The 13,468-nt window shown below is 63.8% G+C and carries 12 protein-coding genes; 4 read left to right on the top strand and 8 right to left on the bottom strand.

The window, feature by feature from the left end; all coding sequences use genetic code 11:
• Positions 1–1,167 (top strand): cysteine desulfurase family protein, encoded by a 1,167-nt coding sequence (locus tag FQP90_RS09770; RefSeq protein WP_144649675.1) that lies wholly within the window; start codon positions 1–3, stop codon positions 1,165–1,167.
• On the opposite strand, the gene FQP90_RS09765 is transcribed toward FQP90_RS09770, so the two are convergent.
• The 3 genes from FQP90_RS09765 to FQP90_RS09755 are packed head-to-tail and all read right to left on the bottom strand — an operon-like array spanning position 1,168 to position 3,127.
• Positions 1,168–1,653, bottom strand: coding sequence for a GtrA family protein (locus FQP90_RS09765; RefSeq protein ID WP_144649673.1), 486 nt, complete (start codon positions 1,651–1,653; stop codon positions 1,168–1,170). It lies immediately after the preceding gene.
• 18 nt (positions 1,654–1,671) lie between these two features.
• A complete protein-coding gene (locus tag FQP90_RS09760) occupies positions 1,672–2,532 on the bottom strand; it encodes a fumarylacetoacetate hydrolase family protein (protein WP_144649671.1) in 861 nt (286 codons plus the stop codon).
• Between the two features lie 37 nt (positions 2,533–2,569).
• Positions 2,570–3,127 (bottom strand): DM13 domain-containing protein, encoded by a 558-nt coding sequence (locus tag FQP90_RS09755; protein ID WP_144649669.1) that lies wholly within the window; start codon positions 3,125–3,127, stop codon positions 2,570–2,572.
• A 115-nt stretch (positions 3,128–3,242) separates the two neighbouring features.
• Between FQP90_RS09755 and FQP90_RS09750 the strand changes: the two genes are divergently transcribed.
• Positions 3,243–4,439, top strand: coding sequence for an SLC13 family permease (locus FQP90_RS09750; RefSeq protein WP_144649667.1), 1,197 nt, complete (start codon positions 3,243–3,245; stop codon positions 4,437–4,439).
• Here FQP90_RS09750 and FQP90_RS09745 read toward each other — a convergent pair.
• Positions 4,436–5,104, bottom strand: a complete 669-nt coding sequence (locus FQP90_RS09745) for a DUF1684 domain-containing protein (protein WP_144649665.1) — start codon at positions 5,102–5,104, stop codon at positions 4,436–4,438. The two genes, FQP90_RS09750 and FQP90_RS09745, sit on opposite strands and share 4 nt — an antisense overlap.
• 54 nt (positions 5,105–5,158) lie before the next feature.
• Between FQP90_RS09745 and FQP90_RS09740 the strand changes: the two genes are divergently transcribed.
• Positions 5,159–6,007, top strand: a complete 849-nt coding sequence (locus tag FQP90_RS09740; RefSeq protein ID WP_144649663.1) for a hypothetical protein — start codon at positions 5,159–5,161, stop codon at positions 6,005–6,007.
• A gap of 68 nt (positions 6,008–6,075) precedes the next feature.
• A complete protein-coding gene (locus tag FQP90_RS09735; RefSeq protein ID WP_144649661.1) occupies positions 6,076–6,882 on the top strand; it encodes a transglutaminase-like domain-containing protein in 807 nt (268 codons plus the stop codon).
• Here the strand turns inward: FQP90_RS09735 and FQP90_RS09730 are convergent.
• From FQP90_RS09730 to FQP90_RS09715, 4 genes are all read right to left on the bottom strand, one after another.
• Positions 6,879–7,340 carry a MarR family winged helix-turn-helix transcriptional regulator gene (locus FQP90_RS09730; protein WP_144649659.1) on the bottom strand — a complete coding sequence of 154 codons (462 nt, stop codon included), beginning with the start codon at positions 7,338–7,340 and terminating at the stop codon, positions 6,879–6,881. The genes FQP90_RS09735 and FQP90_RS09730 overlap by 4 nt on opposite strands.
• Positions 7,340–8,464, bottom strand: coding sequence for an LLM class flavin-dependent oxidoreductase (locus FQP90_RS09725; RefSeq protein ID WP_144649657.1), 1,125 nt, complete (start codon positions 8,462–8,464; stop codon positions 7,340–7,342). The genes FQP90_RS09730 and FQP90_RS09725 overlap by 1 nt, the downstream gene beginning before the upstream one ends.
• Positions 8,465–8,612: 148 nt before the next feature.
• The gene (locus FQP90_RS09720) at positions 8,613–11,831 is read right to left on the bottom strand and encodes an efflux RND transporter permease subunit (protein ID WP_144649655.1); all 3,219 of its coding nucleotides are present in this window, start codon (positions 11,829–11,831) and stop codon (positions 8,613–8,615) included.
• Between the two features lie 67 nt (positions 11,832–11,898).
• Positions 11,899–13,404 carry a malate:quinone oxidoreductase gene (locus tag FQP90_RS09715; protein WP_144649653.1) on the bottom strand — a complete coding sequence of 502 codons (1,506 nt, stop codon included), beginning with the start codon at positions 13,402–13,404 and terminating at the stop codon, positions 11,899–11,901.
• Positions 13,405–13,468: the final 64 nt, after the last annotated feature.

Genomic DNA, 13,468 nt, shown 5'->3' with positions numbered 1-13,468 from the left:
ATGATCTTCCTCGACGCTGCAGCCACCACGCCCGTACGCCGCGAGGTCCTTGAAGCCATGTGGCCTTACCTCAGCGGGGAGTTCGGCAACCCCTCCAGCCATCACAGTTTGGGTGAGGCGGCAGCGACAGCGCTCGCAGGGGCGCGTGCCGGCGTCGCGAAGGCCATCAACTGCCGGGCCGGTGAGGTGACCTTCACCTCCGGTGGTACAGAGGCGGACAACCTCGCCGTCAAGGGCATTGCCTTGGCGCGCAAAGCCGCAGATCCGTCGCTGAACCGAGTGGTGATCAGTGCGATTGAGCATCCGGCCGTGGAAGAGTCGGCCCGGTACCTGGAGCGCGTCCATGGCTTTGCCGTGGATGTTGTGCCGGTGGACGGAGAAGGCCTGGTCACGGTGGAAGCCCTCCGGAAGGTGCTGGGGCCCGCAACAGCGCTGGTCAGCATCATGTACGCGAACAATGAGATCGGAACGGTTCAACCAGTGACCGATCTTGCCTCCGCAGCGCACCAACTGGGTGTTCCTTTCCACACGGACGCAGTGCAGGCGGCTGGGTGGTTGCCTTTGGACGTCAAGGCACTGAGCGTGGATGCCCTCAGCATCTCCGGGCACAAGCTGGGTGCGCCGAAGGGATCCGGGGTGCTCTTCACCAAGGGGCGCCTGAGGCTGGAGCCCTTGGTCCACGGCGGGGGACAGGAACGGGGCAGGCGTTCAGGAACCGAGAATGTGGCTGGTGCGGTGGCGTTGTCCACGGCCCTGACACTTGCCTACGCCGAGCAGCCGGAACAGGCTCCACGGGTATCGGGGCTGCGGGACCGATTCATCGGGCACGTCCTGGCCACCGTGCCGAACGCCATGCTCACGGGTCACCGGGCGAGCCGTTTGCCGTCGGTAGCCTCCTTCTGTTTCCCCGGCACCAGCGGTGAATCAGTATTGCTGGAGCTTGAGCGGCTGGGTGTGGTGTGCTCCAGTGGCTCCGCCTGCGCTGCCGGGTCCGATGCTCCGTCGCCGGTGCTGGTCGCTCTGGGCATAGCCCCGGAAACGGCCCAGACGGCCGTGCGGTTCAGCTTCACTTCAGCCGTTACCGACGCAGAACTTGAGCAAGCAGCCGCAGCCGTGGAAACCGCCGTCGGGCGTGTCCGAAACCTGGCGTCCCCGCAGGCTGGCTAGCTACACGTGCCGTGCGCGCCGAAAGATCCAGTGGCGCAGCAACGTGAACCGGACAGCCGTGGCCACGAAGCCGGAAAGAGTGGTGGTCCACAGCTCCTCGGCCACCGTGGCATCCGGGCGGAAAAGATGCAGCACACCCAGGCTTCCGCCCGTGATGATCAGGGCGATACCGATCACGATCACCCCGCTGAGGTGGTCCTGGGCGCGCTTCTTCCTGCCCGTGATTTTGAAGGTCAGCCGGCGGTTCAAGGCCGTGTTCATCAGCGACGTCAGGATCAAGGCCACAGCGTTCGCGAGCTGCGGATCGATCCAGGGACGCAGCAACGCATAGATCGCCAGCGAACTCGCGGTGCAGACAACGCCGACGCCGGTGAAGCGCAGCAACTGCCGCACCACCGGGTACTTGAGGGGGCCGCGATGCCGTGTGCGTTGGGGTTTCCGGGGAGGAAGCGGGCGCAGCTCAGTGGCGTCCGCGGCTGTCTCCATGCCCTTAAGCCTGACACACTAGGCGGGCTGTTCCTCCCATGAAGCGCCAGTAACGGGGTTGTGAAGCTCGCCGATGCCCTCCACGCGGCACACCACCGTGTCTCCGGGCTGGATGCGGGCGCACTCCGCAGGGAACCCCGTGAGTACCAGGTCGCCGGGCTGCAGTGTCATGAAGGAAGACAGGTACACCAGGATCTCATCCACCTTCCAACCGAGGTCGGCGGAACTCGCAGTTGCCAGCGCGTTGCCATTGTGGACGATCCCGATGGAGAGGTCCGCATCATCCAGTTCCGTGACCATCCATGGCCCCGCAGGAGTGAACGTGTCTTGGCTCTTCGCGCTGATCCACAGTTCGTCGGACTGTTGGAGGTCACGCGCTGAGACGTCATTGCCGATGGTGTAGCCCAGGATGGCCGACCGCGCCGTTTCGAGGGTCAAACCCCGTGCAGGACGGCCGACGACGACCGTCAGTTCGGCTTCCGGGTCTACGTAACCGACGGTGGAGCTGAGCTGGATCGCCTCTCCGGGGCCGATCACGCTGGACGCCGCCTTATGGAACGCCTGGGGTGGAAGGTCACGGCCCGGTTGGCCGGTGTTGTGGGCCATGCCGAAAACATTGACCGGTACTGACGGCGCCAGGAAAGCAAACGCATCCTGGCCGACCACGGTGCCACGTTCCCATCCCTCCCTGGCCGGGCTGCTGGCGTTCGCCCTCGAAGCCGGGAACGGGGAGTCGATGACGGTCCACTGGGTGCCGGCGTCGGAATCGAAGTCCGGGGCGTCGTTGGCCACGAAGTATTGCTCGCCGGGCACCTGCGTTTGCGATGGGGGCGAGGTGGGCCGGACACGGGCGATGCGACGGGGGAGGGACGAAGTCATGATGACATCCTACGTCCTCCCATCCGCCGGCAACACCTCAGGCGAGTGGCGCCGACCCGAACGCAACACTGAACCGGTCGCACCAAAGGACCACGGAGGCCAAGCCCGCGATGTCGGTCCCGGCCGGGATGACGTAGTTCTGGTTTCCATGGGTTGCCTTGACGGCCCCGAGGTCCACATAGCGTCCCGAGCGGTACTTGAACCAATCACCGCCGGCTTCCTGGCTGCTCAGCCAGACTTTGACGTCAGGACCGTCGCTGCTGGCCAGGTTCTCCAGGCGGAGCAGGTGACTTCCATCCGGCAGTTTCAGCAACCGGGCCGTGCCGGTGGTCTCATGTTCCTGGGATTGGAAGGCGCCCGTGCCCAGAACCACCGGTCCACTGGCGGCAGGCGTTTCAACCACGGTCGCCTCAACCTCTGCTGACACGCTCCCGGCCACTGGTGCGGCCGGCAGGGCTTCGTCCACGCTGCTGCTGGTGAAGAGCCGCCACGGCTGGAACAAGGCTGCCCCGACCACCAGCAGGGAAAGGACCGCCACCCCTGCCACAGCAGCGAAGGTCCTGTGGGCCCGGATCAGTCTCCGGAGTGTATTCATGGTTAAAGGCTAGGCTTCGACGCTACGCGGCGGGGGCTTCATTGCTTACAGTACGGTGACGCCTGTTGCCGTGCCGTGAAGGCAGTACGCAGGGACCGGGCTTAGAATCCGTTCCATGCGTCTGGCGATCATCGGCTTGGTCCTTCTCGTGGCAGGTGGGATCACCGTTGCCACGGGTGTCCTGCCATGGCAGGAAGTGGCGGTGCTCGTGGACCGGGTGGCGCCCATCCTGGGTTTCGTCGTTGCCATGACAGTGGTGACCGAGTTGGTCAGCGAAGCCGGCGCCTTTCAGTGGATCGCCCGCCATCTGCGTGGGTGGGGGCGTGGACGCAGTGTGGTGTTGTGGTTGCTTGTGGCGCTGTTCGCCACCCTCAGTACCGTTTTCCTGTCGCTGGATACGACGGCGGTTCTCCTCACCCCGGTGGTGGTCACCGTGGCCCGCCAAGCAGGCCTGCCCGTCCTGCCTTTCGCCCTGACCACTGTGTGGCTGGCCAACACAGCCAGCCTGCTGCTTCCCATTTCCAACCTGACCAACCTTTTGGCGCAGCACAATCTGGGAGGCATCAGTCCCGCCCAGTTCGCCCAACTCATGTGGGCACCTTCGTTGGCCGCCGTTCTGGTCCCCTTGGCGTTCATAGCCATCGTCTTTCGGCATGAACTGCGCAAGACGTATGCGCGCGATTCCACCCGGCCATTCGGGGTGCCCTCGTCCAGGGCATCCCAGGACAGGGTGCTGCTGTTGGTCAGCGCGGTGGTCTTGGTGTTGCTGTTGCCGGCGTTGGTATCCGGTGCCGCCATCTGGATTCCTGCCACGGTTGCTGCGGTCATCCTGGCGGTGGTATTCGCCGTCCGTCGGCCCAAGGTCCTCACATTGACGTTGATTCCATGGTCGCTGCTGCTCTTTACGTGCGGGCTTTTCCTGGTAGTCGAGGCAACCCAGTACCTTGGAGCCTCCGTGCTGCTCGGTGAGGTGGCAGGTGCGGGGAATGGCTTCCCTGACTTGCTGAGGTTGGCCATGACAGGTGCCCTGGGGTCCAATGTCGTGAATAACTTGCCCGCCTACCTGTTGGCCGAACCGCTGGCGGGAACCCCCCAGAGGATGGCCGCCCTGCTGATAGGCGTCAATGCGGGACCCCTGATCACGCCGTGGGCGTCGCTGGCCACGCTGTTGTGGCACGACAGGTTGGTGCGGATGAACGTGCTGGTCAAGTGGAAGGGGTACGCGGTGTTCGGTCTGATCGTGGCACCGCTGACAATACTCGCGGCCATTGCGGCGCTCGCCGCTGTTGGCCCCGGCGGCCTCTTTGGCTAGCCCAGGTAAAGCTCTCCCACAGGCACTTCCACGGCCAACCGGTTGGCCGGACCTGCAAGCGGGCACGCCCACGCCTCGTTGTAGGCGCAGGACGGGTTGTAGGCGAAGTTGAAGTCGAGGACGAACTCTTGCTCGTTCCCGGTTCCGCGGGTCCCATGGAACGACCCCTTGACCGTGTCCAACAGGTACCTGCCCGCTCCGTAGCTTCCGCCATCCTTGCCCGCCGTAGCGTCGCGGAAGGGTACAAAGATCCCGCCGCCATAGCTCCTGAGCCGCCAGGCGGCCAATGAGCCGAGCCCGGGCAGCTCAAACGTGCCGATCCGTGTGAAGGGTACGACGCCGTCGGTGCCCGTCTCGACGTTCATCTCCTGGCCGGCACCTTCCGGAGACAAAGCAACGTAGAGGCGGTAGGAGGGGTCGTAGTCCGCGGTGCGCAGCCCGGAAAATGAAGCCTTCATGTCCGCGGTGAGTGCCGAAGCAGGATGCGTGGCAAACATCAGGTCCCGCTCCTGACGCCAAAAGACATGGGCATCAAAGGGGTTGGTGGCTGCGAGTTGGCGCACCTTGTCGTAGAGCGCGAACGTCCGCAGGCGCCAGTCCGCTATGTCCACCGCTGACATGGTGGGGATGTTGTCCTCGGGTTCGTCGTTCTGGTCGGGAGCCATACCCTCAGCCTAGCCCTGTGCGTGTCGCGGCATCACCGCCGCTAGGCTGAGCCCATGAAGGGCATGATGATCGCGGTCCCTACCTCGACGAGGCTTGCTGCCGTGGTGCTGGCAGGTGGCATCCTCGTGGCCGGAGCGGCCTGTTCGGCCGAAAACAAGGGACCGCAGGTCAGTTCGACAACCAGCTCCCAGCCCAACAGTTCCGAATCGGGGACCGGAACGCCCGAAAGCACGACGGCGGCCACGGACGCCGCCTCCGGCTCGCCTTCCGCATCGGCTGGGCCAAGCGAAACAGCCAGTGCCGGACCGAGCCCTGCAGCCACGGCTGTGTCGTGGAAGACCTACACCGACTCTGCCAAGACTGTCAGCTTCGAGCTGCCTGCGGAGTGGATTGCCCAGTCGGTGAGCCCTGAGCCGGGCTCCTTGGCAGGTGCGCTGAAGGTGGAAGTCAAGGACGGTGAGGGCCGGTACATTGCCGCGCTGCAAACAGGCCTGCCTCCGGCTGACCCGGCCGCCTGCGCTGCGGGACAGGGCCGCCCCTATGTGGTGATCAGCAGTGTCCCCCTGGATGTTCCGCACTCCGATGGTCCGGACACTATCGACCCGAGGGTGGTCTTCCGGGTGGTCCAGGGCTACAAGTTCTTTGGCTCCTACGGCATCACCAACGTGGTGGCGGGCGTGGACGGCCACTCCTGCGAACTGCGGAACCGTGTGCTGGGGCCGGCCGGAAAGGGCGACTATTCGTTCGGGGACGTCCCGGCGATCCACGCCTTCGCCGCCGACGAGAAAGTGGCCCCGGCCAAGTCTTTCGACACGCTGGACCTGGCAGCGAAGTACGTGGCCCACGGTTCGGAATTCGCCAATGTCCAGCGGATGCTACTGTCTCTGAAGGTCAATCTGTAGTCCCGCGATTGACTGATCCACGCCATGGCGGCATTGGGGGCTGCCCGCCGCAACCATCCCGGAGATTAATGGAACGCAACGTTGCTGCCTCGCTCGTTTTCAAGACCGCAGCCAACACGAAGGTGGCCATGGCCATAGCCGTGGCCAACAACTCTGGTTACGACTCGGTGATTGAAGACCTGTCCATCACCGTCGCAGGCGTTGAGGTTCCCTTTGCTGAACTGCGCGACCATCATGGGGGCCGTTTCCACTACCTGGAGTTCAGCGAGCCGAGCGAGGTAACGGTGGATTACCGGGCAACGGTTCACGGCTTTGCCCAGCCGGATACGTCGAGTCCCATGGAACTGATCCGCTACGTCAGGCCCAGCCGCTATGCCGAGTCCGACAGGCTGCTGCCCACGTCCTACGCCGAGTTCAACAGCCTGCAGGGGGCCGACCTGCTGCACGCTGTCCGCAACTGGGTGCATGGGGAACTCCGCTACGTCAGCGGTTCCTCCCGCGGCACGGACGGCGCAGTGGAAACGCTGCTTCACCGTAAGGGGGTGTGCCGGGATTTCGCCCACCTTGCCATTGCGCTGTTGAGGGCCAAGGATGTTCCCGCACGCCTTGCTGCTGTCTACGCCCCGGGCTTGAGTCCCATGGACTTCCACGCAGTGGCTGAGGCCTACGTTGACGGCGCCTGGCGCATCATTGACCCCACCGGGTTGGCGCCGCGTGAATCCATGCTCCGCATCACTGCCGGACGTGACTCCTCGGACACGGCTTTCTTGTCCACGGTGGGTGGGAGCTTGTCACTGAAGACCCTCAGGGTCAGTGCCTCGATCAACGGCGAGCTCCCGGTGGAAGATCCCCGGGAGCTCGTCAGCCTGCGCTAGTGTCCGGCCACTGAAGCGCGGAGCTTCTCCGTCAGACGCAACAGTTCGCGCTGTTCCTCAACCGTGAGTGCCGGTGCCACCAGATGCGCGATGTCGCGCACGTGTTCCCGGCCGATGGTCTTTTGAAGCTCGCGGCCCGCTTCGGTGAGTGACAGCAGGACTCCCCGGCCGTCGTCGGGCGCTGTTGTGCGCTCCACCAGGCCGCGCTTCTCCAAGCGGTCCACCAAGCGGCTCAAGCTGGACTGGCTCAGCAGCACTTTGTCGTTGATTTCATTCAGGCGGAGTTGGCCCGAGGGGCACCTGGAGAGCGTGAACAGGACGTCGTATTCCTTGACGGGAAGGGTCTTGAACGCCGGTCCGGACTGAAGCTTCCGCATCACCGCCACCTGGGAGCGGAACAACGACTCCCAGGTTTCGGCGGCGAGGCGGACGGCCGAGGACGCCGAGGGGCCGGACATCAGGCGTCCTGCCCCGCGGCGCCGGCTGCGGCGGATTCGCTGACCTTGGCCTCCAGTGCTGCAGCAACGCGCGATGCGTGGGTCGGAGCGTCCGGAACATGGGCGGGCTTCATGGCAGCGTATTCCTTGCGCAGGACCGGAAGGACTTCCTCGCCAAAGAGATCCAGTTGCTCCAGCACGGTCTTCAGGGGAAGGCCCGCGTGGTCGATCAAGAACAGTTGGCGCTGGTAGTCACCGAAGGCCTCACGGAAGGTCAGTGTCTTTTCGATGACTTCCTGCGGGCTGCCCACGGTCAGGGGGGTCTGCGACGTGAAGTCCTCAAGCGACGGCCCGTGCCCGTACACAGGTGCGTTATCGAAGTACGGGCGGAATTCCTTGACGGCATCCTGGGAGTTCTTCCTCATGAAGAACTGGCCTCCAAGGCCGACGATTGCCTGGTCTGCCTTGCCGTGTCCATAGTGTTCGTAGCGCTCACGGTAGAGGCCGATGAGCTGCTGGTAGTGCTCCTTGGGCCAGAAGATGTTGTTGGCGAAGAAGCCGTCGCCGTAGTAAGCGGCCACTTCCGCGATCTGCGGCGTGCGGATGGACCCGTGCCAGACGAAGGGGGCAACGTCGTCAAGGGGGCGCGGGGTGGACGTGAAATTCTGCAGGGGCGTGCGGAACTTGCCTGACCAGTTCACCGTGTCCTCGTCCCACAGCTTGCGGAGCAGGCTGTAGTTCTCGATCGCGAGCTCGATGCCGTCCTGGATGTTCTTGCCGAACCACGGGTACACCGGTGCCGTGTTACCGCGGCCGAGCACCAGGTCCACGCGCCCATCCGAAAGGTGCTGGAGCATGGCGAAGTCTTCGGCGATCTTGACCGGATCGTTGGTGGTGATCAGCGTGGTGGCCGTTGAGAGCGTGATGCGTTCGGTCTGGGCCGCGATGTAGGCCAGCGTGGTAGTGGGGGAGGAAGAGAAGAAGGGCCGGTTGTGGTGCTCGCCCAGGGCATAGACATCCATGCCGATTTCTTCGACCTTCTTGGCGATGGCGACGGACGCCTTGATGCGTTCGTTTTCCGTGGGCGTGCGGCCCGTAGTGGGGTCAGTGGTGATGTCGCTGACGCTGAATACGCCGATCTGCATGATATGCCTTTCTCCCTGCCCGTGGTCCCGGGCTCTGTGAACAGTGTACCTCAAACTAGATGCATTTGCATGTATCAGTGCCTGTAACAGGGCAGGGCCGGGAATTGTTCCCGGCCCTGCTTTCAGGGGTGAATCTGTGAGGAGTCCGCTATTCTCCGGGGTTATGTGCCGCCCTGCGGCCCTTTACCCGTGGAATCATGCCTGTGGTCCAGTCCTGGAACTCGTCGGCACCGTTGCCCGGCGGGGCGTTGACGCCGTCGTCAGGTGTCGGTTTCTCCTGCAAATCCTTCAGTAACTGCTTCTTCTCCCTGCGCCCTTCCACCAGCTTGTAGAGCACGGGGACAAGGACCAGGGTCAGGGCCGTGGAGGAGACCAGCCCGCCGATCACCACGATCGCGAGCGGCTGCGAGATGAATCCGCCGCCACCCGTGAGGCCCAACGCCATGGGCGTCAACGCGAACACCGTGGCCAACGCCGTCATCAGGATGGGACGTAGGCGCTGGCGTGCGCCGTGGGTAATGGCATCGGCAACGTTCATCCCGGGACTGCCGTCATGCGGTTTGCGGTACTGGTTGATGAGGTCGATCAGCACAATTGCGTTGGTGACAACGATGCCCACCAGCATGAGCATGCCGATCAGCGACGGCAAGCCCAGCGGAACGCCGGTCGCCAGCAGCAGGCCAACGGCGCCGGTTGCTGCGAACGGTACGGAGACCAGCAGGATCAGCGGCTGGATCAGCGACTTGAAGGCAGCCACCATGATCACGTAGACGATGGCGATAGCGGCCAGCAGCGCCAAGCCCAGCTGCCGGAAGGATTCGGCCTGCTGCGTAGTGGCGCCTCCGATGGTGGCCGTCACGCCGGCCGGCAGCTCCACGGATGTGAGGCGCTCCTGGACCGCGGTGCTGACGCTGCCCAAGTTGGAGCCCGACGGCGTCACGGTCACCCGCGCGGTCCGCTGACCGTTGCTGCTGGTGATGGACACCGGCGTGTCAACCTGTTCGACGGCGGCTACGCTTTCCAGCGTTACGGGGCCACGAGCAGTCGGGAGCTGGAGCGCGCGCACCGCAGCAATGCTGGTGAACCGTGTGCCTTCGCCAATCTGTACCGGGTAATCGTTGGTCTCGATTCTGACTGTGCCGGCCGGGATGGGGCTGACAGTGGATGCCAGGAAGGCCCCTACCTGTTCCTCCGTCAGTCCGGCGGCCACGGCCTTGGCCCGGTCCACGCGGACCTGGACCACCGCTTGGGTGGACGCCAGGTTGGTGGCCACCTCGGTGCTGCCGGGAACGCCCTCCATGGCTTTCACCATGGCATCGCTCGCCGTGCGGAGATCGGCGGAGTTTGCGGCCCTGATGGTGATGTCCACGGTGGACGACGTGCCGAAACCGCCCTGCTGAGAGCCCACCGTCACTTTCCCTGCTGCCCCCTCGAGCTTGGCGCGGACCTCGTCCTGAAGCTTTGCTTGGTTGACCTTCTCGTCCGTGACAATGGTGAACGTTGAGTTCGACGATCCTGTGGACGTCAGCGCAGCGAAACCTGTCTGCGCGTTTCCGGAGGTCACCTGTACGTCCTTGATGCCCTCGATGCCCTTGAGGGAGTCCTCGACCTTCATGGCCTCATCGCTGGTGGCCTGCAGGCTGGTTCCGGCCGGAAGTACCTGGCGCACTGTCATGCTGTTCTCGCCTGAGCGGCCCAGCAGGTCGGTGGCCAAGAGCGGAGACACCGCGATGGTTGCCACGAGGATCAGGGCTGCCGCGGACAACGTGATGACCGGGTGTTTTTGGGTCTTCTGGAGGATCGGAAGGTAGCCACGCTGGAGTCGGCTCCGTTGCTCGGCCTCGCGGGCCTTCGCGGCGGCTTCCTTGGCTGGTACCGCCGCTTCGGCTCCCGCATTGGGAGTGGACAGGAACCAGTAGGCAAGGACCGGGACGATGGTCAGCGACACCAACAGCGAAGACAGCAACGCAATGGTCACCGTCAACGCGAAGGGGCGGAACAACTCTCCGGCAAGGTCACCAACGAACGCGATGGGAAGGAAGACGGCCACTGTGGTGAGCGTGGACGCTGTAATGGCGCCGGCGACTTCGCGGATGGACGTCAGGATGGCCGTCAGCTTGTGTTCCCCATAGCTAAGGTGCCGCTTGATGTTCTCTATCACCACGATGGAATCGTCAACCACCCGACCGATGGCGATGGTGAGCGCTCCCAAGGTCAGGATGTTCAACGAGTAGCCCGTGGCCGAGATGCCAATGAACGTGATCAGCAGGGACAACGGGATGGAGACCGCAGTCACAAGCGTGGACCGCACGGACATCAGGAACACCAGGATGACGGCCACGGCGAATCCCAAGCCGAGCAAGCCTTCGGTGGTGAGGTCCTTGATGGATTTCTCAATGAAGGGCGCTTGGTCGAAGACCGGAGTGAAGGTCGCGTTGTTGCCCAGTTCGTCTTCCATGGGGCCGATTGCGTCCCGTACCGCGTGGGAGATGGCCACGGTGTCGCCCTCGGGCTTCTTGGTGACGGACAACGCCAGCGTCGGCTTGCCATTGGTACGCGTGATGGAGGTGGCGGCGTCGTCCTCGATGCTGACGTCGGCCACGGCTCCGATGGTTGCAGCACCCTTGGCGCCGGCCAGCGGAAGTCCCTTGATGATGTCGAGGGAATCCACAGGGCTGCCCAGCTGGAGCGACAGCGTCTTGCCCTGGTCCTCGATGGTGCCGACGGGAACCAGGGTGCCGTTGTTCTTCAGTGCATTGCCGATGGACTGGACGGACGCCCCCGTGGCCGCGAGGTCCGTGGGACGCGGCTGGATAAGGATGTGCTGGCTGGCACCGCCGGTCACATCGGCGCCGCGGACACCGTCGATCTTCTGGAGCCGGGGGACGCTGAGCCGCAGGAGGTCGGCGTTAAGTTCACTGAGCGGCTTGTCCGAGGACACCGCCAGGTAGACGATAGGGAAGTCGCTGATATTGCCGGCGATGGATTGGGGTTCGACGTCGGCCGGCAGCACGCGTTTGGCGTTGGAGATGGCCCGGTCGATCTGGTTTCGCGCCCTGTCCAGGTTGGAACCATAAGTGAACACCATGGTGATTTGCGAAACACCGTTGCGGGACGTCGACGTAGTGGACTCAAGTCCCTCAACGCTGTTCAGTGCCGTTTCGAGTGGCTGGCTCAGCTGCTTGTCCACAACCTCCGGAGAGGCACCCGGCATGGACGTGACAACCGTGATCTGCGGGAACTCGATGGACGGGATCAGTTCCTGCTTCAGCGACCCCATGGTGATCACGCCGAACACCGCCGCAAAGACGGTGATCAGCGCGATCAGGGCCCGGTTTCCCAGGGACAGCTTGGCCAGGCGGAACATTGCATTGACTCCTGAGGTCTACGAAACGATTCGTCTGACGGGAACCGGCCGCAGCCCCGGGTGTCGCCTAGCTTTGGACGGCGTTGGCCACTTCCAGCTGCAGGGACCGCGCGGTGCTTGCTTCCAGTTCGGCGGCGAGGTCGGGGTTCTCGTTGAGCTTGACCCCGTAGCCCGGCATCATGTCCTTGAGCTTGGACTGCCACCCCTTGAAGTTCTTGGGGAAGGACTTCTGCAGCAGTTCGATCATGATCGGCACGGCTGTGGAAGCACCCGGCGAAGCACCCAGCAGGGCGCCGATGGATCCGTCGCGGGAAGCAATGACCTCGGTGCCGAACTGCAGGACGCCGCCCTTCTGAGGGTGCTTCTTGATGATCTGCACACGCTGGCCGGCAGTGATCAATTCCCAATTACCGCCAGCTGCCTCGGGGTAGTACTCGCGCAGCGACTCCACCTTGGCCTCATGCCGCTTGGCAACCTCCTTGATGAGGTAGGCCGTGAGGTCCATGTTGTCCTTGGCCACTGCCAGCATGGGGATGATGTTTCCCGGACGGATGGACAGTGGAAGGTCCAGGTAGCTGGAGGTCTTTAGGAAGTTGGTTGAGAATCCGGCGTACGGGCCGAAGAGGAGGGAACGCTTGCCGTCCACGTACCGGGTATCGAGGTGGGGAACGGACATCGGAGGGGCGCCAACAGAGGCCTGGCCGTAGACCTTGGCACTGTGCTGGGACGTGATGGCGTCGTCAGTGCAGCGGAAGAACTGGCCGGATACAGGGAAGCCGCCGTAGCCCTTGCTTTCCGGAATGCCGGATGCCTGCAGGAGATGGAGGGCGCCGCCGCCGGCGCCGACGAAGACAAAGTTCGCGTGGATACGGCCGTGCTCACCGGACTTGGGGTGCTTGATGGAGAGGTCCCAGCCGCCGCCTGCTGCGCGGTGGATGTTGGTGACGTCGTGGCCGTAGTTGACCTCGGCGCCGCTGCCCTGAAGGTAACCGGTCAGTTCACGCGTCAGCGCACCGAAGTCGACGTCGGTGCCCTCAGCCGCGCGGGTGGCGGCAACGCGCTGCTTGGGGTCGCGACCCTTGACGATCAGCGGGGCCCACTTGGCGATCTGGGCCTGGTCCTCGGTGTACTCCATGCTCCGGAACAGCGTATTCGGCTTGAGTGCCTCGTAGCGGGTCTTCAGGAAGTTCGCGTGGTCATCGCCAATGACGAAGCTCATGTGTGGAACGGTGTTGATGAAGCCCTTGGGGGATCCGATGACATTGCTGTCCACCAAGTGGGACCAGAACTGGCGTGAAAGCTGGAACTGTTCGTTGATGTGCAGCGCCTTGGACGGGTCAACGGAACCGTCCTTGGCTGCGGGGGAGTAGTTAAGCTCACACAGCGCAGCATGCCCCGTGCCGGCGTTGTTCCACGGACCGGAGCTCTCGAGCCCCGCTTCGTCGAGTCGTTCGAACAGGGAGATGGTCCAGGTGGGTTCAAGTTGCTTGATGAACGCACCGAGGGTGGCACTCATGATTCCGCCGCCAATCAGGACGACGTCGGCATGTTGAGTCTTGGAAATGAAGGTCACAATCAATCTCCGTTAGCGGCGGCACTGGCTGCTACAGAATATCCCCGTGCAGACTCAATACTGA

This window comes from Paenarthrobacter nitroguajacolicus (assembly GCF_007786235.1).
GTDB classification, from domain to species: Bacteria; Actinomycetota; Actinomycetes; order Actinomycetales; family Micrococcaceae; genus Arthrobacter; species Arthrobacter nitroguajacolicus_A.
The sequence above is the reverse complement of the archived record's forward strand: the minus strand, read 5'-3'. Positions and strand labels throughout refer to the sequence as shown.

Bases quoted from the DNA above. Each gene is read 5' to 3' on its own strand.
- FQP90_RS09740 (WP_144649663.1), top strand. From the start codon at position 5,159: ATGAAGGGCATGATGATCGCGGTCCCTACCTCGACGAGGCTTGCTGCC.
- FQP90_RS09765 (WP_144649673.1), bottom strand. From the start codon at position 1,653: ATGGAGACAGCCGCGGACGCCACTGAGCTGCGCCCGCTTCCTCCCCGG.
- FQP90_RS09730 (WP_144649659.1), bottom strand. From the start codon at position 7,340: ATGTCCGGCCCCTCGGCGTCCTCGGCCGTCCGCCTCGCCGCCGAAACC.
- FQP90_RS09725 (WP_144649657.1), bottom strand. From the start codon at position 8,464: ATGCAGATCGGCGTATTCAGCGTCAGCGACATCACCACTGACCCCACT.
- FQP90_RS09755 (WP_144649669.1), bottom strand. From the start codon at position 3,127: ATGAATACACTCCGGAGACTGATCCGGGCCCACAGGACCTTCGCTGCT.
- FQP90_RS09735 (WP_144649661.1), top strand. From the start codon at position 6,076: ATGGAACGCAACGTTGCTGCCTCGCTCGTTTTCAAGACCGCAGCCAAC.
- FQP90_RS09770 (WP_144649675.1), top strand. From the start codon at position 1: ATGATCTTCCTCGACGCTGCAGCCACCACGCCCGTACGCCGCGAGGTC.
- FQP90_RS09745 (WP_144649665.1), bottom strand. From the start codon at position 5,104: ATGGCTCCCGACCAGAACGACGAACCCGAGGACAACATCCCCACCATG.
- FQP90_RS09760 (WP_144649671.1), bottom strand. From the start codon at position 2,532: ATGACTTCGTCCCTCCCCCGTCGCATCGCCCGTGTCCGGCCCACCTCG.
- FQP90_RS09720 (WP_144649655.1), bottom strand. From the start codon at position 11,831: ATGTTCCGCCTGGCCAAGCTGTCCCTGGGAAACCGGGCCCTGATCGCG.
- FQP90_RS09750 (WP_144649667.1), top strand. From the start codon at position 3,243: ATGCGTCTGGCGATCATCGGCTTGGTCCTTCTCGTGGCAGGTGGGATC.